The organism is Furfurilactobacillus rossiae, assembly GCF_013394005.1.
Classification (GTDB): Bacteria; Bacillota; Bacilli; order Lactobacillales; family Lactobacillaceae; genus Furfurilactobacillus; species Furfurilactobacillus rossiae.
In genome coordinates this window covers 983610-1007349 of the sequence record NZ_CP040586.1, presented here as the reverse complement: position 1 = coordinate 1007349, position 23740 = coordinate 983610, and the positions used below count along the sequence as shown (strand labels likewise).

Genomic DNA, 23740 nt, shown 5'->3' with positions numbered 1-23740 from the left:
TCAGTTCACGGGCTTAACCGTCACTGAGGATCTTCTTAATTTCTGATTTTAAAATGTAAGATAACCATTAAAGCTGCCATCACCAATTTGAACCCAACGCGTGTGATAAGCTAAACCGTTGTAATTTGCTTCTGAAACAAATACCCAAGAACCGGAAACAGCTTCCACATATGCAACGTGACCATAATAACCGGCTGTTGACCAAGCAATCATACCAACTGCTGGATTATTATAGGTTACATCTGCGGCAGAATATACCCAGTCCGCAGCGTTGCCTTTACCATATGGGTTAACACCTTCAGCGGCCAGTTTCTTGGCAGCATACGCTGTACACTGTCCAGCATAATAGCCGTAATCGTTGCCCCAGTCTACATAGTTATCCTGCAATTGACCTGCACCGTTGAAATAATAAAGTTTATTGCCAATTCTTTGTCTACCGGTATTGAGATATCCACTATTACCTAGATAGTACCAGTTATAACCATCACCATACCAGCCAGTATTCATACCGCCCCAGCCGTTAAAATGGAACCAAGATCCGTTGAGCCACTGCCAACCAGTATCCATACCCCAACTAGTTAGATAGTACCAGTTACCATCAACGGCCTGCCAGCCAGTTTGCAACGCACCGTTGCCACCCATGTGATACCAGCTACCATTCATTTGTTCCCAACCGGTTTGCATGCGACCGCTGTTAGCCATTAAGTACCATTGACCATCAATACTCTGCCAATTGTACAAAGTTTCACCATTAGTACGATCATTCATGTACCAACTGTTACCATCCCAAAGCCAACCACGGTGCATACCACCCCAGTTTTCGAGATAGTACCAATTATTGTTACTCCATTGCCAACCTTTGCTCATACCACCCCAATTACTGAAATAGTACCAATTATTGTCAATGTTTTGCCAATTACCGGCCATACCACCCCAGTTTTCAAGATAGTACCAGTTACCATCCTGTTGATACCAACCGGTTTGCATTTGACCTGAGTTGTCAAAATGGAACCAGGCACCATTAATGGCCTGCCAACCTGTAACTGCATTACCATTTTGATAATAGCCCCAAGTATTACCTTGCTTCCAGCCATCACTGACAGCGACAGAAGCGGCCACTTTTACTGTCTGCTCAGCACTGCCGCTTGCTTCCGAATTAGAAGTGCTTGTTGTGTTATTTTGTTCGTCAGTTGTACTTGCAGAAGACTTTACTGACTCGGAATTGGCTGACGTTTCACTTTGCACCGAAGTTAGATTCTGTGACGAAACACTTTTAGAGTTCTCTAGGTTGGCACTTGTAGCACTTGTAGCACTTGTAGCACTTGTAGCACTTGTAGCACTTGTAGCACTTGTAGCACTTGTAGGCTGCGCTGAACTAGCTACCGTTACAGAAGCGTTGTGGGAGCTCTCGGATCCAGCCGAATAAATACTTGAAGCAGCACTTTGACTGCTAGTACTATTTTGCTTTTTCTCAGAAACCGTAGAACCTTTTGCAAATGCACTCTCAGGCACAACAGAACTACTTTCACCAGACTGGCTAGCAGCATCATCTAACGAACTCGACTGTTTGTTATCAGAATTCTGCGAGGCTTGATTCAAAACAGACCCAGTTTTTAGAGAAACCGAGTTAGAACTCCCATTATTTTGGGTCAGAGTTGATACACTTGCGTTGCCAACTCCACCCTGTACATCATCATTTGCATAAACAGTTTTACTATTCATAACAGATAATGTAAGCAACGTTGAAACGGTCACCAAGCTCATTGTCGCAATGTTTTTCAGGCGATTGCTATTAGTCTCTCTCTTTATCTTCAAAAATTTTATCCCCGTAATTCATTAAGAATGTTGTAAGCAGAATACAACATTTTTTAAACATTTCAAAATTGTTCCATAATAGGCAAAACAGCTGTCAACGTTTAAACATCAGCGTTTTAAAGCCTTTATGACTTGGCTTAACGTTTGTTTTACAGGTTTGTGACAGCACATTGCAAAAAAGGCAACACTTGTAATTTTGTTCTCAATATGAAACATAGTGTTAAATTCATTTGAAGGTCTTTCCTGTTATACTTAGAGACGATATGAACAAGCAAAGGGGTTAAATATTTTGAATCGATATAAAATGTATAAGTCAGGCAAACTTTGGTTAGTTGCCTCAACAGCATTAGCGCTAACAATTTCTATGGGGGCTGTTGCATCAGCTGATGATGCGACTGTAACTAATAACTCATCTTCATTGAATATAAGTAAAACTATTTCGTCGCCTTCTGGTGAAGGTGATGCAAACAAACAGGCTCAATTAGACACAATTGTGTCACAAGAAAAGACGTCAATAAGTGCATCCAGTTCAAGTGATGTTACTAAGTCAACTGAAGCTTCTACTGCGCCAGTGTCTTCAATGGAATCTTCACAGAATAGCACATCGGCACAATTAGCTAGTCAAACAATTCCACAAGATTCAGTACCGTCGGCTGAATCAATTTCCTCTGCCGCAAAGAAAGCAGAGACTTCTTCGCCTAAGCAGCAGACAAATGCTGATTCTTCTTCCGTCGTAAGTAATAAAGATGCCAGCGTAGAACAGAACTTTGCTAATTCACAGCAACCTAATGTTGTGTCTATTTCTACTGATCAAAAGTCACTTGTTTCTTCATCAGTCAACAGAAAGTCCGAATCGAATTCAGTTACTTCTGACTTTTCTGAAACTGTTCAGACAACAGCGGTCGAGAATAGCGACAGTCAGGAAGTGTCTTCACAGGCTAACTCCATGCTAGTGAACAATGACATCTTACCAACCATTCCTATGCAAGCGACAGTTGCTGCTTCTGTAGCGACTGCATCTAATTATTGGCAAAATAACAACGGTGCTTGGTCTTATCAAATTGGTGGTAACAAAGCAACTGGCTGGAACTCCATCGATGATGCCTGGTACTTTTTTAACAGCGATGGCAAAATGCAAACTGGCTGGTTAAACAATAATGCCTGGTTCTATTTGCAAAACAGTGGTCGAATGCAAACTGGTTGGGGAAACATTAATAGCAACTGGTACCTATTTAACAACAGCGGTCAAATGCAAACTGGCTGGCAACGTCCTGGTAATAGTTGGTACCTGCTTAGCGCATCAGGGGCTATGACAACCGGCTGGCAACTTCAAAACAATAACTGGTATCACCTAGAAAACAATGGGCAGCTTGACACTGACTGGTTCTCAACCCCATCCGGATGGTATCTTGCAAATGATAGTGGTCAAATGCAAACTGGCTGGCAAGCGAAAAATGGTAAATGGTACCACTTTGATGATTCTGGCCTAATGAAAACTGGTTGGGAACCGACGGGTAATTCTTATTATCATTTGAATGGCAGCGGTGCCTTGGACACCAGCTGGTTCAGTACACCCTATGGTTGGTATTTTGCAAACGGTAGCGGTGTGATGCAAACCGGCTGGCAAGTCATCAACGGTAAGTGGTATGATCTCGGCGATTCCGGCTTAATGAAAACTGGGTGGGAACCCGCCGGTAATTCTTACTATCATTTAAGTGACAGTGGCGCTCTAGATACCAGCTGGTTTAATACACCCTATGGTTGGTACTTTGCAAACGGTAGTGGCGTTATGCAAACTGGCTGGCAAGTCATCAACGGTAAGTGGTACGACCTTGGAGATTCTGGCTTAATGAAAACCGGCTGGGAACAAAATGGTGATAAATATTATCATCTGAACAACAGCGGTGCGTTAGACACCAATTGGTTTGCCACTCCTTACGGCTGGTACTTTGCTGATAATAGTGGCGTTATGCAAACTGGTTGGCAAAACATCAACAGCAAATGGTATCTATTAGGTTCAGACGGCTCAATGAAGACAGACTGGCAATTTGATAATAACAACTGGTATCACTTTGATCAGTCAGGTGCTATGCAAACTTGGTGGTTTGAAGCAAATAATGCTTGGTACTTCGCCAACGGTAGCGGTGTGATGCAAAAAGGTCTACTCGATTCCAATGGTCATCAGTTTTATCTAGATGACAACTCAGGTGCCATGCACACATCTTCTTGGACTTACGTAAACAACCAGCCTTATTATTTTGATGAAAATGGCTACCTGGTCAAAAGCAATATCAAAAACATTAACAATTCTCTTTATGGTTTTGACAATGATGGCCACCTATTACATGGTTGGCAAACGGTTAATAACTCACCATATTTCTTCAATGATAATGGTATCGCTCAGGTGGGTTGGATAGATTACAACGGCCATCGATATTATATGACCGACGCAGGCGTGATGAAAAATTGGTTCCAGGTAAACGGTTCTTATTATTACGGCCCTGACGATGGCGCAATCCGATATGGATGGATTAATTATAATAATGGTGTCTTCTACACCAATTCGAATGGTGTCATGCTGACTGGAATCCAGTCGATTAACGATAAACGGTACCGGTTCAATGAGGCTGGGCAAATGTGGCATGGCTGGTATCATTTAAACGGCGATTTGTATAACCAGTATTATTCAGACCCGAACACTGGCGTCATTCAACCATCCGGGCCTGCACATATTGACGGTTACGATTACAACTTCGGACAAGATGGTCTCGCTATTCGTGACATGTCACCTTACTTCGATGAATTCATTCAACAAGTAAAAAAGAGTCAAACGCCAACATCCTTCATCATGAGTTTGATTACGGATGTTCATTTCCAAACAAATTCTCGTTCTTGGGAAAATAAATCAAATGGCGATCCTGACACGAGAACTCAACTAACCCTTACCAACCTCGATAATCAGACTAAACTAGCGGACGCGCTTAATGTTGCCTATAAACTTAGTCTCGGAGACGCGGTTAACGGGACAGCTACTTCAAAAGCAAACCAGCTAGCAGATCTGGATGAATTTGCTTCCAAGTTTATGCAGGTTCAAAACGGCACCAAAGCCTTTATGCTTCCTGGAAATCATGATTTAAATCATCAAAGTGATGATAAATATAACAACACAAACGAAGGGCTAACCGCTAATGATGAGTATGAACACATCATTAAGCCTAGCGATCAATACGGTGTGAATGATCCAAACACAACACCAGCGCTTGACACATTAAGGAAGAGCATTGAAACAGAACACGGCAGTCGCATTTACTACGATCAGTCAAGGAAAGTTGTTTCTCTCTTCATTAACGATTTTGACGACACTAGAGCTTTAAAAGATGGTAAATTGGCTGTTGATATACAAAGTTATGGTGGCGTGTCAGCCGCTCAAATTAATTGGATAGTTCAAGAACTTCAACACGTTCCAGATGATTATCATGTCATGTTCTTTATGCATAGTTCGTTGCCTGGTGTCTTTAAGGGCGAAGTAAATACCGCCCCGTCTGACAAAGATAAATGGGGAATCTACAATGGTACTCTACTAAGAAGTGTTATTGAAGCATTTCAAAATGGAACACTGCAAAAACAAGAAGATGGTACTACTAAAGACGTTCCATTACATCTTGACAGTACACAGGATACGGCATTAAACTTTTCGCTTTCCAATCCTAATGTAACGAATTCTTACCCGTACACGGACCCGGCCTTTTACACAGTTAGCCCAACCGATGTCAGTTTTTCTGGCGCGACGGGTCGTGTTATTGCAGTTATGAACGGTCATTGGCACAAAGATAACGAAAGTACACAAAATAATGTGTTGTATGTAGAAACCAATTCGGCCTTCCCTGATACCGGTAATGGTTATGGTGCACGTCCTGTTGATTCCCTGCAAGAAGGTGCACAAGACTTCATCACGGTTGATATTCCTAATCACAAGATTACTTTCTCCCGATTCGGTGAAGGCGATGGTAAAACGCGCTTCATGACTCGTGCATACAATTTTGGGATTGGGGCAACAAACAATCCAATCAATTAACTGAATTCGTTTGTTTTATGGTGGTGTGAACATGGTGCGACATTGTTCACACCGCTTTTCTTACTCAAACTATTTGGTTATAATATAGTAATCAATCTGCAAGTTGAAACAAAACATCGTTTAAGAATTGGAAGGATACGCACATGTTCATAAAAACGTGGTGTCAAAAACACCAATCCATAATTGAATATGTCGTTTGGGGAACATGCGCTTTCCTTATAAACCTGTCAGTCTTTACGATTTTGGATGTCTGGACCCCAATGAACTATCAAGTTGCTAATGCAATCGGCTGGTTCTTAGCGACAACCTTTGCGTTTTGTACAAACAAACTATGGGTGTTCGCTACCCACGCATCAACGTTTAAAAGCCTTATGAAAGAAATGTGGTCATTTTATTTCTTTCGAGTTGTGACACTTTTAATGGATATTATCATTCTTTTCATCGGCATTAGTTTACTAAAAGGCAATGACATATTCGTTAAGCTTATCGACCAATGTATAACGAATATTGCAAATTACGCATTTTCACGTTGGTATATTTTTAAAACTGTAAATTAAAACCAGCAAGCGTTCCGTTGATTACTCATCATCGGAACGCTTGCTGGTTTTACGCCAAATTTTAGTTATCCAGTGCAGCGACTGACGGCTTTCAATAATCTCGCCACTAAAGAACTCTTGAATTGAAGCATTTAGGACTGATCCTGTTAATATAACGATGCCCGAAAAGTTTAACCACATCATAATGACAATAACAGAACCCACTGTCTTATACGTAGTGACTGACTTTGCAAAGTAGTCCACATACAACGAGAATAACTGTGATAAAGACAACCAGGCAACTGTCGAAAGTAGTGCACCGACCCAAACGTATCGCCATTTTAATCTTACGTTTGGCAAAAAGTAGTACAGAAGTAACAATAGAACAAAAAGTAGGCTTAACGTAACTGGCCATTTCAATGAACTAACTACACTCGTAATATTGTGACTTAAATGTAGTAACGGTGTTAACTGCTTAACAACAACCTGTCCTAGAGTGAAGAACAGAATAATTATCGCCATGATTACGATAACTAAGATCATCCACATAAAGGAAAACAATCTGTTAGCAATTGCATTTTGATTTTCACCAACCCCATAGGCCTGATTGACCGTTCGCTGAAAAGCGGCCACCACTTGACTCGTAGACCACAAAGCAACAACCGCCCCAATTGACAACAAACTGCCGCTTCCTCGTTGGAGAAAGGATAAAATTGCTGGTGCCAAAGTTCTATACACATCTGCTGGGACAGCAGTCTGTAAATAATCCAAAACTGTTCGCGCGTTTATACCAAAGATAGGCAATAAATTTCCAATTACAATCACTGCAGGAAAGATTGACAACAGTGAATACCACGCCAATATTACCGCTGAGTTGCTAACTTCAGCATTGCCAAATCGGCGCAAAAAAATTTTAAAGAAACGTTTCATTGTTAACCTCTGTTCACACTTTAAGTCGATTTATCCTTGTCTAATTAAACCACATTGTCGTTCAAAACAAAAAAAGCATGTCCGTCGTGGACATGCTTTAAAAGCTATACTAGTCAAAATCATTTGTTTTAAAAATGTACCACTTACTAAAGAAGTAGTTTGAAACAATCACAATAACTTGATCAATGATTTTCACTAAAATATTATTGCCATGTAACAATGTAATCCCTACGAACAGAATGACCACTTCAAAAAGCAGTGTTAATATTCGAAAACCAAAAAAGGAAGTTATTTCCCTCATGTTTTCACGAAAACCCTTTGCATGTGATGAGAAAACCCATAGCTTATTTGTAATGTAAGCAACGAGAACTGACAGCAACCAAGCCAAAATGTTTGCCACCTGATAATTCCAATGCCACCAACTATTAGCAACTGCGAAAACAACTATGTTTACTACCGTTGTAACGCCACCAAAAAAAAGATAGGCAATCTGAGACTGATACTTTTTAAATAACTTTACTAAAGTTGCCATTTAGAGAATTCCAACTTCCTTATTTAATCAACTAACATAACAATTTACGACTTTGACAGCAACGTGTCGACCCTTCATAAGTAAAACTTAGGTATTTATTATTTTAGATGTCATTATCGCAACCAACTAGTCCTTCGTCCAACCGTGATTATCCCAATTCATTTCTCTCTTCTTCATCCCCGAGACAAAAGGATTTCCCTCGACATAAAACCGAAGCTGTCGGTCGTGCCATTCCCCTTCACTGACACCAACCCGAGCAGCACTCACAATTTGCTGCGGTTGATACTGGCCACTAATGCTCAAGCTAAAGGGAGACTGACTCAGTAACATGCCATTGTACTGCAACGTGTCTATCCCCATCGCCGCTGTTAACTTAGCAGGACCGTTGGCAACATCAATGCCCGTTCTATGACGATTTTGTTCCATCAATCTTGTGCCAACGGTTGGTTCGAGCGCCCGCAGTAAAACTCCTTGTGGTGTACCCGACGGCTGACAGATAAGATTCATAAGGATTAGCCCACGCATTGTATAAAAATACAGCGTACCAGGATCTGAAAACAAGGCTGCATTAGCCTTGCTCTTTCGATGGCCGAAAGCATGCGCTGCTGTATCTTGATCGCCCAAATAAGCCTCGGTCTCGACGATAACACCACCAACTACACCATCGTCCATTTTTCGCGTCAATGTGACACCCAGTAAATCCTTGGCAATTTGTTCTGTTGGCCGTCCTGAAAAGAAATCCGCTGTTAATTCTTTCATTAAATTGTTTGCTCCATTATAAAATCATTTATTCTCTAAGAAATGAAACCGTTTTTTCTTAGAATTCCGTTTTCTATTCGTTAATATGATACAACATAGGTGGGTTCAGTGTTTGTCACACTATGTCATCATTATACAAGGGGGATTTATCATGCAACGCGATGATTCACTTATTGTTTGGATTTCTGGCAGTGTTTTACCACTTATCATTTTGATTGGCCTACTGTATGGACTGATTGCTGGGCAAGTCGTCACGGGGTTGGTTGTTGGCATTATTGCCGGTCTTCTCTTGGCGGGCGTCTCATTCATTTCATTTGCAATGCTGGAGGACGTTTTTGCGCCGAAAGCATAGGATCTGCAATTATATATGTAAAAAGAGTGGCTACTGAAAAATAATATCAGTAACCACTCTTTTGCGTTTGTTAAACTAACGCCAGAAACCGTTCATCATGCCCATGTCTGAGTTATCGTGATGTTGACGATTGAACCCCTGACCACGAGGATCAAAACCATTGTGACCATTAAATGAACGACGGCCAAAGTGACCTGCAGAACCAGCGAATGAACCAAATTCAGGCTCCGGCGCGTCATCCATATCTGCCAACTTATCTTTTAGCGAACCGTCAAGTTTGGCCAACAACTGTTGTAACTGTTGTGTCTCCTCATCAGTCAAACCATCGAACAAGCCTGTCAGATACTCATCCGTTGTTTGCTTGCGTTCCGCTAAGCGTTTACGTCCTGCCTCAGTGAGAACGACGTGCGTAATTCGTTTGTCGTTTTCGTCAGCATGGCGTTCAATCAATCCCCCATCAGAAAGCTTACTCAGCATTTCTGATAAAGAAGATGGACGAATGTCCAGCAACTCAGCTAGTTCACTCTGTGTGACATTATCATGATCCGCGATCAGTTGTAACAACCGGCCACGACCAAATCCATGGTGACGGCCGTGCTGTTGGCCACGAGTCGCAAATCCATACCGCTGCATCTGTTTTGTTAAATCCATAAATGTTCTAAACAATTCATCGTTTTTTTCAGTATTCATAATTTTCCTCCAAAGATTGTTAGTTAGGTGCCTAACATCGACTATTATATAGGTGCCTAAATAATTGTCAACACTTTCGATCTAATTAGGCAAACATAGACGAAAATGAAAATTTGTCTACCTCGCACAAAAACTGATTAAAAAGACTGTCGCAGTTGATTTGGATTGTGCTACGCTATCACCAACACCAATTGAAAAGCGAGGTTTTATGAAATGGCAAATGAATTTCCACAAGTTGTCACCATTGCCGGTTCTGATTCCGATGGCAGTGCTGGTTTACAGGCAGACTTAAACACATTCTTCACCCGCAACGTTTACGGCATGTCCATCGTCACAGCATGTGTCGCTGGCAACTCGTATGGCATTCAGGCATCCACATCAATGCCGACTGACTTCATTAACCAACAATTTACATCCTTAGCAGATGACTTTGATTTAAAGGCCGCCAAAACAGGCATGTTGGCCGATGCCGAATTGATTAATAACGTTGTGGCCAATTACAAACGTGTCGATTTTGGACCGCTAGTCGTGGATCCCGTTATCGTCACTAAACACGGCGCAATGTTGCTAGAAACGGCTGCGTTTGAAACGTTACGTGAACAACTAGTTCCCTTAGCAACAGTGATTACACCAAACTTTTTTGAGGCGCAAAAGTTGGTTGATATGGTCATTGAAACAGATGAAGACATGTTAACCGCGGCTAAAAAATTGCAAACAATGGGTGCTAAAAACGTCATGATCAAGGGACAACATAGTGATGCTGATCAAACAGAAGTCCGTGATCTAGTCCTTCTTGAGAATGGCGAACACTTCTGGCTCAGCGCGCCTTACATTCATACAGACCGTGTTAACGGCACGGGTGACTCGTTATCCGCATGCATTACTGCCGAATTGGCTAAGGGTAAATCCGTTAAGGAAGCCATTACGATTGCCAAACAATATGTTAACGTCTCGATTGCTAACCAAATTGAAGTTGGTCACAAATATGGTCCAATCAACCACTGGGCTTACACGGATTAATGTTTGAGTCCTAGCAGTCAAAAGACGAGCATCCTGAAATCTTCAATGATTTCAGGATGCTCGTCTTTTATGTCATAAAAGCTTAGCGAACGCGTCTTTGGCCTTTGAACTAGCCATTAATAATACAGGAAAATCCGTCTCATTCCACTCGAAGCGGGGCTCTGACCGGACAAATTCGATGATGCCAGCCTGCATCCCCTTCAGCATTAAGCTTACTAACTCTTTACTGCTGAAGTTTGGCTCGCCCATTTTTGCCACATAGGCGATGGACCGTGCTTTATCGTTCTTAAGCACCTTTTTGGCCTTACCATTGCGCTCAATTGCATCAACTAAATAGTCTACGATTGTGTCATTATCTGCCATTTCTGCATTACTCCAATAAGATAAGATGAATGTCCCCACCAAAAGTACAGTTGCAAGTCAACTTTTGGTAAAAATATCGTGTAAAACATTTCTCAAAATCACAGTTTCCAATAATACTTATTACCTTGAAATTTACCGTGATTATAAAAAAAGTAAATTTGACAACACCTTTTTTCGACGTAGCACAACTCACATAATTAGCGTGTCAGTTTCTGAACAAAACATCGTGATTTCGTGTCTCGCTCATTACATTCACTTAAGAATATTATTGATCGCACTGTAGGTCAACTAGCGAACGGAATTTTTAACTCGAGCACAAAAAATCATTTTTATTAATTAACAGAACGAAAGTCTTCTACATCGAAAAAACATTAACCCCTCAAAATAACAACACTATTTTAACAAAATGATTCATTTTTGATTCATTTATGGTACGTTTTATATACAGAAAATAGTGATACCACTAATGGCCTCAGTATTTGCAACAAAAATTGAGAAAGTCTAAGGATATTTCTCTACGTCAATTTGAATAACAATCTAGAATTTTGAATATCATCCAATAACATGTTGCCCATTGCTGAATTTTCTTTACTTGCTTCATCCACACGATTGCAAATTCAGGGAGCAAGAAGGTACACTCTAATAATGAAAGACATGGACAAAGCCCTTTCAAAAAGGTCTAGGCAATCATTTACAAATGGCTACTGACATTCCAATAAATAATGGGAAATATGCACAGTTATCATTAGCTAATATAAAGGTACATTAATACATGTTCATAAACTTTAATATTGTGGTCGCTTTGAACCGAATAGTTATAATGCAAAATCAAAAAAGCCGATTATGAATATGCATTGAAATGGATGTAAATGAGTTTTCTGTCTTTTAAAAGCTTTTCCCATTTTATGCCACTTAACTATTTTGACCAAATTAGTTGTAAAAAAATAATTGAATGTCATTTGTTACTAAAGGCAATGAACTTGACAATTGGAAATGCAAGTAAGACAGCAACTACTTACATTGTTTGGTAGTCATCTTCACCAGAAGGAACATATTTTATATTCTGAAAAAGTTATTACTTCGCACCCTGCCGTGAACAAACGTCAGCAATTACATAAAGTTTAGAAGTCTAAATGACCTGCGAGAATTGAAGTCCTTACTCATTGAGTGCGTGAACACATAAGGTGACTTCGATAAAAAGAAAAAAGTTCTAGAATTGTAATATGCGGTCCAAAAACTGACGACGTTAAAAGCTGAAACATATATTTTGGGGGAATACCTATGAAAAAGACAAAAATACTGCTTGGTTTAGCGACATTCACATTAATTACTATTACTACTCCATTAACAGAGAATGGAAACAACATTTTTGGCACGCCACGTATAGAAGCCAAAAAGACAAGCATTGCCAAACGCTATGAAAAGGCAATCAATGAAGACATTCAGTCTGATGACTATGGAAATATGAAGTTTTCTTGGAATAAAAAAGATCAATCATACGAAGCAACTCTTGACCCTAACAGTCGTATGTACCAAGCGATGGATTCTGGTGAAGTTTCCATTTGGAACGCTTTTGTTGGTGACATCAAGATTGAGTCTAAAACCATAAAGAAGTACACACCAAAATATGACGCATTTCAAATCATTAACCCCGACGACACTTCAAAAGTTTTGTTGCAAGTTTACGATGGAAAAGTTCGTTACAATGTTGGCGATGATCTTCAATAATACAGACACAGGCCCTATATCGGGCCATTATTTAGTTCTAATTAAGAACATATGTGCGTGTTTGCGAAGAAAAATCAGTACGTCTTAAAACAAGTGGCAAGAAGATATTAATCCTTTGTCAGCTATAAAGGCAAAAAGCAGGCAGTGTCGCCGTAAGATTAGTAGTGAATATAATGCACCTCATGAACCTTAATATTTGCTTTAAACAATAAGCAACAAAAATTTTGCAGGGCATTCAACGTTATCTTTGCAAACTACTTTAAGCAGATGATGGCTTAACCCACACCCACATGAACTTTAACAAAAACACACATCTAGCTGGTTTAACTGGCAAATAAAGTGAGTTCAAATACTTGAATAAAGATGAAACTAAAAAATTTGAAAGACTGTTAAAGCAATGTTTCAAGGATATGAGTATCAAATCAACTGATGACTATTGCTTTCTTATCTATTAGAAGAAGATAATAGATAAGTTAATACGGGGACGATATAGAGATGCATCCCCATAAACTTAACGATGCTTTTTCAAGTATTTTGCGCCCACTTAAATTGATTTAAAAAACAGACTAGAATCATGTCACATCAAACACTTGTTATAATAAATCCTTGTATTCAAAAATGGATTAACATGGCTGTCGACAGGTCTTTTTCCAAGGATTGAGACATACATACTAAATTATTTATTTTTTATAATTTAGTATGTTTCGTGGCATCCAGCCATGGTAGTTACGCAACAATATTGTTAACTTCTACAGTCATAGCATCAACGAGATAAAAAATGAGAAGCAAAGAAAAACACAGAATGTAACGGCTCAAAATACTGGTACAAAAAGAAAAGACCGCCATAATGGCGACCTTACGCAATTCCTCTATATACCCTATATACCCTGTTATGTCCCCACCCAGACTCGAACTGGGAGCAGCCGCTTAGGAGGCGGCGGTTTTATCCAGTTAAACTATAGGGACAGATGAAACGATTCACCTTAATGGATGAACCGTTTTTTAGTATACACTAATTTAAAAACTGTGCGGCACCATTTCCGAATGACCAGTCAGGACTGCCATTTTCTGAGATGACCACCATTACATCGTTTGGCTCAATACCAGCACTGCTTTGAAGTTCTTTAACGAGGTCTTCATAGAATGTTCGTTTCTGCGTTTCAGATCGACCGTCACGCATGGTGATTTGAATCATCACGAACTTGTCTGTTCTGTCGATACCAAACCCGGTATCCTCAATTTCCATTTCTTCTGGATCATGTTGCGTCACAATTTGGTAACGATCCCGCGCAGGAACACCAAAATCTTGGACTAAGATTTTATGTTCTGCGTCTAAAATGGCCTTCAATTCTGATTTGCTACGGCCCCGTTGGAGGTCAACTCGTACTAATGGCATAACGTTATTTCCCTTCCTGATTCTTCAGTTGATGTTTGTGCCGCATTCCCTTGTTCTTCGAATGCTTTTTATGCGTATGTGGTTTCTTCGAAGCTGCCTGTACTTTAGCAGAATCATTCTTCTTAGATGAATGGCTCGTAGCCTTGGCACGTTGAGACTTTGGTTTTGCCGTAGTGCTATCAGTACCGCTAGGCTTTTCACCACTACGCACTTTAGCTTTACTGCCTTGCTCAGGACGGGCTGTCTTCTTTGCAACACTACCAACAGATTCTACACGTTGTGGTCGTTCATCGACAAACGCATTATGAGCAAAGTACAGTGGCTGAAGTTGGTAATCACTCCCCCGCAACACTTGCTTTAGGCTACGAATATCATGATCATTCCCAAAGTTAATGACAAGACCACTAGCACCCATTCGCCCAGTCCGGCCAACACGGTGCGTATACGTAACCAGTGAGCCGGGCAGATCGTAATTGATGACTGCTGGCAAATTGGGAATATCCAATCCCCTAGCCGCAACATCAGTCGTCAACAGAAACTTAACTTTGCCATTACGGAAATCACGCATCGCATCAGCACGTTGCACTTGCCGTTGCTTACCGGCTAAAGAAACCGCCGCCACATGTTCATGTCGCATTGACGCAGCTGCCCGTTCCAATTCACCTAACTGATTGAAAAACACCAATGCTTGAAATCCTGGAATACGGGAAAAGCGGCGTAACATCACCGCCCGTTGGTTAGCAGGTAAAGTCATCAAACCGTGCTTAACTTGTCCCTGAGTTTCATCAATATCACGCACATCAACGGTGGTCACTTCAATGCCGAATTCGCTGGTTAGCTGATCAAGTGCTTCCGATTTCGTTGCAGAGAAAAAACTCAGTTGAACATCGCCAGGCGCTTCACGAATAATGTCTTCCACGTCAGTCCGTGTTTCACCAGCTAACAACTCATCGGCCTCATCAATGACGATACTTGTCAGCAAGTGCGCCTTCAAACGATGATCGTCAAGTAAGTTGAGCACCCGACCAGGCGTGCCAACAACGACTTCCGGATTCTTTTTCAAACGTTCAATCTGCCGTTTGACATTGGCACCACCAGTCAACGCAGCAACATTCACGCCAATAATAGCAGCCCAATCACGCATGACACGCGTTGTTTGCTGTGCCAGTTCTTGACTTGGCGCAAGGATTAGCAATTGTGTGCCGTCCCCAGGCAAAATCTTAGCCAATAACGGCAACGCAAAGGCCACTGTCTTACCAGAGCCGGTAGGTGCTAACCCAACAACGTTCTCACCGTTTGTGAGCGGTGCTTCAACACCCGTTTGAATTGCAGTGGGTTGAGTATAGCCCAACTCACTAAAATGTGCTTCAAATTCTTTGTTCATCTATAATACTCGTTTCTATTTATTGTCGGCTGGAAAGACGATGCTAGCCTTGCGACGCAGGTCAAACAACACGCTGTTAACAATTTCACTCAAATGGAGCCATGTCTGATAATGACGGACATTGTCTGGATTCTTAGGATCGTTAATCACGGTCGCAAAATCTTTTGCTTCAGCGATCATCGGATTATCGTCAGGTTCTTCAGAGATCCGCTTCGTCGAACCATCAGCTGCATGGTAAATAACAGAAGTCAATTCAGCCGCATTATCCATCACAATCGTATCTTTAACGCCATAAATCTCTGATGGTAGGTACGAATTCGTATTCTTTCCAATGTTCAGGGTGACGTCAAAGCCATCATAACCTAATACCGCGACCCCTTTACCATCTGCACCAGTACGTAATGGTGTGGCGTAGTAGTGAACCCGATTAGGCTTGCCAAACCAAGTAACAGCGTCATACACGACGTAGACGCCGAGGTCCTGTAGGGCACCACCACTAAATGTTGTCGTGAAGACATTTGGATCCTTGCCCGCCAGATATTCATCGTAACGTGATGAATACTTCATATAGGTCAAGGTTGCCCCACTAATAGTCTCCATGCTAGCTAACTGTTTGCGAATTGCACGGAAATTGTGTTCATGAATGTGACGTGCTGCTTCAAACACGTGAATTTCAGGATGCTCGGCTAAAGCAGCCTTCATCTGTGCAAATTCATCTGGGTTAGAAACAATCGGTTTTTCTACAATAATCTGTTTGCCCGCATCAATTGCCTTCAACGTTTGGGCAAAATGCAAACTGTTCGGTGACGCAATGTAAACAACTTCAAAATCACCATCGTTAAAAAACTTGTCTAAATCTGTGTAAACTTGACCACCGTTCTTGTCGGCAAACGACTTACCGCTTTCTTCGTGGCGTGAGTAAACACTTGTCAGTTCATATTCTTTGCTGGCCGCAGCGGCCTCAACAAATTGCTGCGTAATCCAGTTCGTGCCAATGATTCCTAGTTTTAACATGCTATAGAACCTCCGTCGAAATGAATTTTTTAATCCGTTACCAGACGATTCAAGAAAATTTTCCATCACCTGTTAATACATCTAGTTTACCAATTTTATGACGAAGTTTCAGTAATCAAGTCAGATTGGTTGCAGGAATATTTTAATTCCGTTACGCCAATGGTTTGGATAAGGAAACAGCGTAAAATCGTGCTATATTAATACTTGTAAGTTAACTGGCAAAAGAGAGAAAGCGAGGATGCATTTGTGTCGTTAAAGCGGAATATTTTATTATTTGGCGTGTCACTGGCCGCCGGATTATCAAGCACGTTTACCCGTTCAGGTAAAAAGCATACTGATAATCAATCATCATTACCAATGTTGTTTTCTGGTACCTGGAAATATTCCGACCATAACGACCATCGCATCCACAGAATTCAAATCAATCCAGATTTAACACTGCACATCGATGGCCGTAAGGAAAATGCGACGGTTGAAAGTATTACGGCACAAGAGTTGGTCTATCTTGATGGCTTTGGCTATCATTTAAGAATTCATGCCAATGAACAACAACCTGTTTCTTTGTATGACGAGGCCGATAACGCTACCTATACATTGGTTAGCGTACATACGACGAAACCTGCCACTACTGAAAAAACGATAGCGGAATAATGAAATTAACAAACCAACTCAAAAGCGAAGTTGATCACAGTAAGAGAATGCAAACTGTGATCAACCTCGCTTTGTTTGGCTAGTAGTTAGTTAACAATGACTTAACCACCCGATTCTAACGTGACATTAACTAAAAAAACTCTGCTGAAATTTTTAACTTCCAGGTTTGCTACTCAGTACAATTTCAATCACTTCTTAACTTCAAGGTAAGTAATGAAATTAATCTTTTACTGAATCACCATCAATTTCATCAAACTTTTCTTTCAAAGGAACCAGCATATCCCCTTCACCAGTTGCAATTCCAATACTGGCCTGTAAATATATTTCATGCCAAAAATCTGAATGTTCTCTCTTAAAACCTGGAGCTTCGTTTTGACAAGTTTTATTAGCTGACCAGGAGTTACCAAATGCAGGCTTAGAATAATCTAGCACAAAGTTTAAATTTCTTGTAATGGTCTTCATCACTAAAGGTGTAAACCAAGATTCATCAAAATTACCGATAAGTGTGAAAATAAATTTCAAAAGAGTGTTGTAGTCCTCAAAATGAGACTTGAGACTTGCTGAACCTCTTAAAAATTGCATTAATATCATCACAGATTTATTAAACGCCATAAACTCAATTGGCCTGATTGAGCCTTTATTATCGTCGGCAGTCGATTCAAGTTTCTTTATACTTTCCGCCGGATTTCTTAATATATCTTTAGATTTAGCATTATTTAAATCAGAAATTAAAGATTTAGCATTATTTTGAACATACTCATAGTATGTCACATTTTTTTGAACGTTCAATTCTTCTACTTCTTCAATTAGAGCGTCAAAATCTCTATATAATTGCTTTTCTTCTTCATGCAATTTAGCTTTCGCTTCTATTTTTTTCGAAACAAGAACACCTAAATCAGTTAAAAACTGTTCAATCGAATTAGTTTCAATTTTGTCACACCCAAATTCTTTTTCTTGAAGCACATCATAATCTTTAGTTATTTTTGAATTGTACGTTACTAAGGCTTTTGAAAAGCTTTGTGAATCAAACGCATTGTTACTTTGATCCAATCCAGCCAATAAATTCAAATCTGACAAGCTATAACCGAGAATCATTACCGGCGTTTCGGCCATAATAGTAACTAACTTATTTTCTCTGTAATTTCCAGGTCGAAAAAGCTGTACGTAATCCTCATGCGTGACTATCATGCTCTGATAAGAGTTTCGACTGCCATGAATGTGGTAAATAGGGATCATATCTTTGGGAGCCACAAAGGGCTCTTGAGGATTAATTGGATATCCATATTCATTAAATATGGCTTCTAAAACTTCGTCATAATTAGTCGTAATAACCCATTTCACATTGATCCCTTTGAGCAAGGATTCATATTTTTTTGCTTGTTCCGTAGTTGGTACCCAGTTTACTAAAGACCGGATAACTTGTTTTATTTCATTTTTACTATCATCATAAGGTTTTCCTGACAGCACTGAGACTTTGTTACACATTTTTGTTGCAATTTGAGGTAAAGTGCTGCCTTGTTCAAGTTCGCTCACTACATCGACACCGAAGTCGTCCGAGTATTTATTATTAAAGTATTTTTCAACGGATATAAACAACTGTTTCCAGTTTTTTGCTGTTTTTTCTTTCGAGTCTCCGATAACAGCCATCGATAATCCTGCACCTGCAATGATTCCAACGCCCCACTTAGAGATTTCTTCGACTAAATTGTCTAAACAGTCATTTGTTTCTTCCAAACACATTCCGATCACCCCTTTTTTTGATTATACATTTATAGGATATAAATTAAAAATACAAGAAGTGTAGATTATTATGACCATCATAAATCCCCAAAAATAGAGTTTATCTACACATCTTTCATGCAGATAAACTCTATTTTCGAGAACATTTAGTTAATCACCACTAACATATTCACCCAAAGTTGGTGTGAAGTTTATTTGTGGCTGTGTCAAAATTGCATGTCCATTTTTATTAAAGGCAAATTCCATATGCACGTTGACAGTACCTTTCGGAATCTGAATACCCTCTGCTTTTAGAAATTGTTGACAGTTGAGTTGAGAATGATCGGCCACAAGAGTAACACCATCATTAACTCTTCGTTCATTGGCATCTAGAAAATGCAAAGAAATAAGGATTGTGTCATCTTCCGCCAAAGGAACATCGTCAGGAATCATTATCTTGCCTCCAAAAGACACTACTGGTGGATTATCAGGATTACTAATTGGAATTGGAGTGCTCACAATTAAATTCCACACTCCTTCATCAATCCCTGTACGTGAATAACCAGCACCCATGCTGCCATTGTTAACCGATGTTGAGAAGGTAGTCCGATAAAAGTTACCATAAACTTTCCAGTCACTCAGATCATATTTAAAATCGGAGTTTTTGACGAAATTAGGCGTTGCCAGTTTCTGCCCGCCCCCAAAGTGTCGTTCGATTTGATCATCAATCAGGGCCAGTCGTTTGGACATGTCATACTGCAACTGTGACATCCCCGTCAGCTTTTCACTTGGCAAATCAGGCCATGTCTTCAAATCATTCTCATAATTTGGTTCGCCAACAGATTGCATAAACTGCTTAATGTGATTAATAACATTATCTCCACGCAATACCGTTTGACGCAACTCACGATAACGTTTGTAGACAAGGTCTTGGTTAGCCGCAAACGCCTTATATAACAGTTGATTGCCTTGGAAGTCGAATAGGTCTTGATCAATCGGCTGCAATGACTTACCATCCCATTGTAATTGCCAACTCGTGTCCAAATCATATGGAACCATGGTCCAGTGAGTGCCGTCGTAAGTGACGTACATCGCATTCTTAACTTCCATATCCGTGTCATCGATGACGTTGGCAAAGATGCCGAAGTCAATAACCGATTCAATGTTAATATACTCATCTTGATGGGCACGGAAATCGAAAATTGAAGAATTATGGGCAAATTTCATCAGATTTTCAAAACTATTTTTCAATGGATCAGATAGTGCGTCAGGAAATTCTACACTGAAATCACTATTATCAAACTTGGCGGTATCAGCTTTAAAGGCTGTTGTGTCGTTAAATTGAGCCGCTTCAACGGCCGCATGATTCTTATTGTCTTTTGACATGTTTAACAGGGTACCGTTTTTCCCCGTGTTAAATGTATATACGCCATTAAATTTGTCATTGATCCACAACCGAATTGGGAATCCCTGAATCTCGCCAAAGTTAATCGCCTGTGCCAGTTCATCATTAACATGCTGACGTGTCGCAGTCATGTCCGCAAACAATGCAGCATTCGTAATGTTACGAGCATGCGTGATGTCCATATAATTGGCCTTCAAGTTAAAGTCGCTGTTTTCGGCCCAATCTGCTAACGGCTTAAACTTAAGCTTTGTCTTGCATGCCTCATCCTCGTATGCCTTAAACTTGTAACTCTTTTTGTCCCACCGTAGCGAACCATCCCCTTGCCACTTGATTTTGGCAAAGCCACTAATATCACGACCATCGTTCAATTTAAAATCAAACGATAAGTTCTTGTATACTTCGTGACTCATTCCAGTCAAATCACCGGTAAGATGTAATTCAGGTAACGTCTTCACTGACGTTGCCAACTGACTTGTATCAACTGTGTTATCCATAAGATAATCACTCCTTCATTTATTTTTTTGGTACAAGTCTATTCAAACATATGTTCGCATTTTGGAAGTCCGGAGCTTTTATCATTTAAATCCCAGTTAGCTCTCACAAAAGTCGCATACAAAAACGCCACCATTAATTCGGTTAGTTCGCCAGTACACCAAGCAGATAAGCGAACTCGTACTCGGCTGTGCGTTTAACACGGAAGTATTGCGAACGACTATAGTATGTGTTTAGTTCAGCGTAAACATCCGTTTTCTGCGATAAATAACGATAATAAATAATCCGCCGTTCCATTACCGTTAATTGATTAAACATCTGCGCATAGTGGTCCCAATGGGAAGCTTCTGGCGACGTTGCCGTTAAACTCACTCCCACGATTGAATACTGTTCGTCAACGTTAATTCTCCGTGTTCCGGAGCGTTTAATATTCTCAAGAATAAACTGCTCACTTTGTTGTTTAATTCGTTGTCGTGTCAAACTAAAATCGACATTTATTTCAATAAGACGTTTCATTTCATTAGCCCTTCTTACTCAATAGAATAAAATAATTATACTTTAATTACACGATTGGATAATCATTCAACAACATTTTAATTCAATCGGATAATTTTTACAACATCGTTTATTTTTTAGTGTAAAATGAAAGTTAAGGAAAAGAGGATGTATCATGTCAATCTACGAACAAGTGAAGACCCTCGCCCGGGAACGGGGACTTAGCCTCCAAACATTGGCTATCAAGGCGGGTATGGGCATCAACAGTATTTACAGCTGGCAAAAAAAAGATCCAAGTATTTCTCGATTAACGAAAGTTGCGGAAATTCTTAATGTATCCGTTGATTCATTAATCGGCGGTGACACGGCCGCTGCAACAAAAAAATCACAACAAGTTGATCTTAACGACGATGATGTCATCATGACCTTTGAAGGCCGCCCCATTCCGCCGGAAGACCTTGCCTATATTAAACGAATTCTTGGAAGCAGTGATGATAATGCAAAATCTAATTGATCGCTTACTCGCGTTTGCAAAGCAACATCAAATCAACGTTATTTTATCGACCACCATGTCGCCTAATACACCGCCTGCTGCAAATCCGGCTTTGAATAAAGTCCTCATTAACTTGAACTGGCCCAATCAAAATCAAATTGCATTTCAGTTGGCGCATGAGCTCGGCCATGTCTTAAATAACGACGCTGGCATTCTATACGGCTGTCCGCAGGCATCCCACAACAGCATTGAATTTGCAGCTAGCAAACGTGGCATTCAATTACTGATCGATTTATACTTTGCTGACATCGCTGTTAGTGATGCAAATTCTGCCTGTTTTATTCACCAGTTATGCATTCCGAGTTACCTGGTCAACTTTACTGAAACCCAAATCAGGCAACATTATGAGACACAACTTAAACAAGTTGATTAATACAACCGTTATTGTAACTGATATCAATCAATCGCTAATTTTGCTTCGCTAAATTCAAAACACCACAACCCATTTTTGCTGAGTTGTGGTGTTTTTATATCAAAATGAACTTTATTAACTCTAGTCTTGCGTCAAACCAAATTTGGCGCGTTGTTCTGGCGTTAAGCGCCAAGCTAGATAATGCTGTAACAATTTTAAATCAGCGCGCAAATTTTCTGGCGTGTATTGTCGTTTGTACTGACTGCGTAAATCCGTCTCCAAAAGGTCGTACAACGAGACAAAACGCGGACCAACGGCGACCAAACATTTCAAACGTTTCTGATCGCGAGGATTTTCTGGAGTGACCCCCACTTTGATTTGAATATCAAAACTGCGGAAGGCAATAAAATCAGCACTAGCCCACCCTGCAACAACTGAGAAATCTGGCAATGCTGTTTGTGAATCGCCAAATTGACTGGTGACGGCGTCAAGAATACCGGTTTGCGCCTGATCGATTGTCAAGCGTGGTGCACCTTGCTTTGTATCGTCACTTTCTTTTTTACTGAAAAAAGCCATTTTATCACCCATCTTTACTCGTTGCTTAATGCATCAAACGATTGCTTACTGCCATTGTATACCATTAGGGACATAGATTGTCGCTCACCAGCCACAATTAGCGAACCATTATCGTCATAACTGATAAATTGAACGTCCTGAGGGCTCCGTTTGGTCAATTTGCTATCATCAAGTGAAAACATTGTATGGCTCAATTTGCCTTTTAATGCCTGATAGCCCTCTATTGACGTCCACAACAACACTGGCTGCTGATAATCCGTTCTTAATGTCGTTATCATCGCTGTCAAACGTGTCACAGTTCGTTCAATGGCCTTGGTAGACCCAAAACTAGACCCGGTGTCTGGAACAGAAATCATAATTGGCAACGTTCCCGTATCTGAACCAACCTGTTTCTCAAAATAAGTCGTTTGACTGAGTACGGAACTATTGGGACTGTACACCATGTACACCCCAACTTTCAGTGTATTGCCACTACCACCACTGCGACTGTAATTACCTGCAAAATCGTCATCCGTATACCGATTGCCGACGGTCGTTTTCAAATAGACAAATTTGACCCCTGTTTTGGACAAGGCCTGGAAGTCTAAAAACCCCGCATCCTGATCAATGGCGGCCCCAGTGACTGGATACTTGGCCATCATTGTCTGATGTCGTAATTGCCACCAATGAAACACACCATAACCAGCACCGCCAATCAAGCCAACGATGATTAGCACCAAAAGCCAACGCCATCGACGCATCCGTCGCTGTTTTAACCGTTGATAGATTGAGGCCGACTGCCGCCGACTTTGCACAAATCCCACCACCCTCGTGACAAAAGATTAAGCCTTATTCTAGCACGTTTACAGGTGGGCGACATTATTAGTTGACTATGATTCACTGTTATTCTTCTATATAACTTCT

At 40.5% G+C, this 23740-nt stretch carries 22 protein-coding genes and 1 tRNA gene; 8 read left to right on the top strand and 15 right to left on the bottom strand.

The window, feature by feature from the left end; genetic code table 11:
* Nucleotides 1-48 precede the first annotated feature (48 nt).
* Nucleotides 49-1815 carry a CHAP domain-containing protein gene (locus tag LROSL1_RS04710; RefSeq protein WP_178913897.1) on the bottom strand — a complete coding sequence of 589 codons (1767 nt, stop codon included), beginning with the start codon at nucleotides 1813-1815 and terminating at the stop codon, nucleotides 49-51.
* 289 nt (nucleotides 1816-2104) lie between these two features.
* On the opposite strand from LROSL1_RS04710, the gene LROSL1_RS04705 reads away from it, so the two are divergent.
* Together LROSL1_RS04705 and LROSL1_RS13275 are read left to right on the top strand one after the other, a co-directional pair.
* Nucleotides 2105-5890: a KxYKxGKxW signal peptide domain-containing protein gene (locus LROSL1_RS04705; RefSeq protein ID WP_178913896.1), complete on the top strand. Its 3786-nt coding sequence runs from the start codon at nucleotides 2105-2107 to the stop codon at nucleotides 5888-5890.
* Between the two features lie 143 nt (nucleotides 5891-6033).
* The gene (locus LROSL1_RS13275) at nucleotides 6034-6447 is read left to right on the top strand and encodes a GtrA family protein (RefSeq protein WP_178913895.1); all 414 of its coding nucleotides are present in this window, start codon (nucleotides 6034-6036) and stop codon (nucleotides 6445-6447) included.
* A gap of 21 nt (nucleotides 6448-6468) precedes the next feature.
* Here the strand turns inward: LROSL1_RS13275 and LROSL1_RS04695 are convergent, their stop codons facing one another.
* From LROSL1_RS04695 to LROSL1_RS04685, 3 genes are all read right to left on the bottom strand, one after another.
* Nucleotides 6469-7356: a YihY/virulence factor BrkB family protein gene (locus LROSL1_RS04695; protein WP_178913894.1), complete on the bottom strand. Its 888-nt coding sequence runs from the start codon at nucleotides 7354-7356 to the stop codon at nucleotides 6469-6471.
* A 109-nt stretch (nucleotides 7357-7465) separates the two neighbouring features.
* Nucleotides 7466-7888 carry a GtrA family protein gene (locus LROSL1_RS04690; protein ID WP_178913893.1) on the bottom strand — a complete coding sequence of 141 codons (423 nt, stop codon included), beginning with the start codon at nucleotides 7886-7888 and terminating at the stop codon, nucleotides 7466-7468.
* Between the two features lie 126 nt (nucleotides 7889-8014).
* A complete protein-coding gene (locus tag LROSL1_RS04685) occupies nucleotides 8015-8647 on the bottom strand; it encodes a DNA-3-methyladenine glycosylase (RefSeq protein ID WP_178913892.1) in 633 nt (210 codons plus the stop codon).
* 151 nt (nucleotides 8648-8798) lie between these two features.
* On the opposite strand from LROSL1_RS04685, the gene LROSL1_RS04680 reads away from it, so the two are divergent.
* Nucleotides 8799-8999 carry a hypothetical protein gene (locus tag LROSL1_RS04680; protein WP_161002937.1) on the top strand — a complete coding sequence of 67 codons (201 nt, stop codon included), beginning with the start codon at nucleotides 8799-8801 and terminating at the stop codon, nucleotides 8997-8999.
* A 75-nt stretch (nucleotides 9000-9074) separates the two neighbouring features.
* Here LROSL1_RS04680 and LROSL1_RS04675 read toward each other — a convergent pair whose 3' ends face one another.
* Nucleotides 9075-9689 carry a MarR family winged helix-turn-helix transcriptional regulator gene (locus tag LROSL1_RS04675; protein ID WP_178913891.1) on the bottom strand — a complete coding sequence of 205 codons (615 nt, stop codon included), beginning with the start codon at nucleotides 9687-9689 and terminating at the stop codon, nucleotides 9075-9077.
* Nucleotides 9690-9902: 213 nt separating this feature from the next.
* Here LROSL1_RS04675 and thiD point away from each other — a divergent pair, with 213 nt between their 5' ends.
* Complete coding sequence (thiD, locus tag LROSL1_RS04670) at nucleotides 9903-10709, top strand: bifunctional hydroxymethylpyrimidine kinase/phosphomethylpyrimidine kinase (RefSeq protein ID WP_178913890.1); 807 nt, start codon at nucleotides 9903-9905, stop codon at nucleotides 10707-10709.
* A 72-nt stretch (nucleotides 10710-10781) separates the two neighbouring features.
* Here the strand turns inward: thiD and LROSL1_RS04665 are convergent, their stop codons facing one another.
* Complete coding sequence (locus LROSL1_RS04665) at nucleotides 10782-11072, bottom strand: hypothetical protein (protein ID WP_161001106.1); 291 nt, start codon at nucleotides 11070-11072, stop codon at nucleotides 10782-10784.
* 1281 nt (nucleotides 11073-12353) lie between these two features.
* Between LROSL1_RS04665 and LROSL1_RS04660 the strand changes: the two genes are divergently transcribed.
* Nucleotides 12354-12800 carry a hypothetical protein gene (locus tag LROSL1_RS04660; protein WP_178913889.1) on the top strand — a complete coding sequence of 149 codons (447 nt, stop codon included), beginning with the start codon at nucleotides 12354-12356 and terminating at the stop codon, nucleotides 12798-12800.
* 893 nt (nucleotides 12801-13693) lie between these two features.
* On the opposite strand, the gene LROSL1_RS04655 is transcribed toward LROSL1_RS04660, so the two are convergent.
* The 4 genes from LROSL1_RS04655 to LROSL1_RS04640 form a co-directional block, all read right to left on the bottom strand.
* Nucleotides 13694-13766, bottom strand: a tRNA-Arg gene (locus tag LROSL1_RS04655).
* A 46-nt stretch (nucleotides 13767-13812) separates the two neighbouring features.
* Nucleotides 13813-14196, bottom strand: coding sequence for a tautomerase family protein (locus tag LROSL1_RS04650; protein WP_178913888.1), 384 nt, complete (start codon nucleotides 14194-14196; stop codon nucleotides 13813-13815).
* A gap of 4 nt (nucleotides 14197-14200) precedes the next feature.
* The gene (locus LROSL1_RS04645) at nucleotides 14201-15580 is read right to left on the bottom strand and encodes a DEAD/DEAH box helicase (RefSeq protein ID WP_178913887.1); all 1380 of its coding nucleotides are present in this window, start codon (nucleotides 15578-15580) and stop codon (nucleotides 14201-14203) included.
* A 15-nt stretch (nucleotides 15581-15595) separates the two neighbouring features.
* Nucleotides 15596-16594 carry a Gfo/Idh/MocA family protein gene (locus LROSL1_RS04640; RefSeq protein WP_178913886.1) on the bottom strand — a complete coding sequence of 333 codons (999 nt, stop codon included), beginning with the start codon at nucleotides 16592-16594 and terminating at the stop codon, nucleotides 15596-15598.
* Nucleotides 16595-16840: 246 nt separating this feature from the next.
* Between LROSL1_RS04640 and LROSL1_RS04635 the strand changes: the two genes are divergently transcribed.
* A complete protein-coding gene (locus LROSL1_RS04635; protein ID WP_017262734.1) occupies nucleotides 16841-17245 on the top strand; it encodes a DUF4828 domain-containing protein in 405 nt (134 codons plus the stop codon).
* Nucleotides 17246-17464: 219 nt separating this feature from the next.
* Here the strand turns inward: LROSL1_RS04635 and LROSL1_RS04630 are convergent, their stop codons facing one another.
* The 3 genes from LROSL1_RS04630 to LROSL1_RS04620 all read right to left on the bottom strand — a co-directional run bounded on the left by LROSL1_RS04630 (nucleotide 17465) and on the right by LROSL1_RS04620 (nucleotide 21377).
* Nucleotides 17465-18985, bottom strand: coding sequence for an SIR2 family NAD-dependent protein deacylase (locus LROSL1_RS04630; protein ID WP_178913885.1), 1521 nt, complete (start codon nucleotides 18983-18985; stop codon nucleotides 17465-17467).
* A gap of 150 nt (nucleotides 18986-19135) precedes the next feature.
* A complete protein-coding gene (locus LROSL1_RS04625; protein WP_178913884.1) occupies nucleotides 19136-20863 on the bottom strand; it encodes a CotH kinase family protein in 1728 nt (575 codons plus the stop codon).
* 142 nt (nucleotides 20864-21005) lie between these two features.
* Nucleotides 21006-21377, bottom strand: a complete 372-nt coding sequence (locus tag LROSL1_RS04620; RefSeq protein WP_178913883.1) for an ArpU family phage packaging/lysis transcriptional regulator — start codon at nucleotides 21375-21377, stop codon at nucleotides 21006-21008.
* Nucleotides 21378-21531: 154 nt separating this feature from the next.
* On the opposite strand from LROSL1_RS04620, the gene LROSL1_RS04615 reads away from it, so the two are divergent.
* Nucleotides 21532-21870: a helix-turn-helix domain-containing protein gene (locus LROSL1_RS04615; RefSeq protein ID WP_178913882.1), complete on the top strand. Its 339-nt coding sequence runs from the start codon at nucleotides 21532-21534 to the stop codon at nucleotides 21868-21870.
* On the top strand, nucleotides 21854-22282 hold the full coding sequence (locus tag LROSL1_RS04610; protein WP_178913881.1) for a M48 family metalloprotease: 429 nt from the start codon (nucleotides 21854-21856) through the stop codon (nucleotides 22280-22282). Before LROSL1_RS04615 ends, LROSL1_RS04610 begins: the two co-directional genes overlap by 17 nt.
* 120 nt (nucleotides 22283-22402) lie before the next feature.
* On the opposite strand, the gene LROSL1_RS04605 is transcribed toward LROSL1_RS04610, so the two are convergent.
* Both LROSL1_RS04605 and LROSL1_RS04600 read right to left on the bottom strand, forming a co-directional pair.
* Nucleotides 22403-22837, bottom strand: coding sequence for a hypothetical protein (locus LROSL1_RS04605; protein ID WP_178913880.1), 435 nt, complete (start codon nucleotides 22835-22837; stop codon nucleotides 22403-22405).
* Nucleotides 22838-22851: 14 nt separating this feature from the next.
* Nucleotides 22852-23631 carry a GH25 family lysozyme gene (locus LROSL1_RS04600; protein ID WP_178913879.1) on the bottom strand — a complete coding sequence of 260 codons (780 nt, stop codon included), beginning with the start codon at nucleotides 23629-23631 and terminating at the stop codon, nucleotides 22852-22854.
* Nucleotides 23632-23740: the final 109 nt, after the last annotated feature.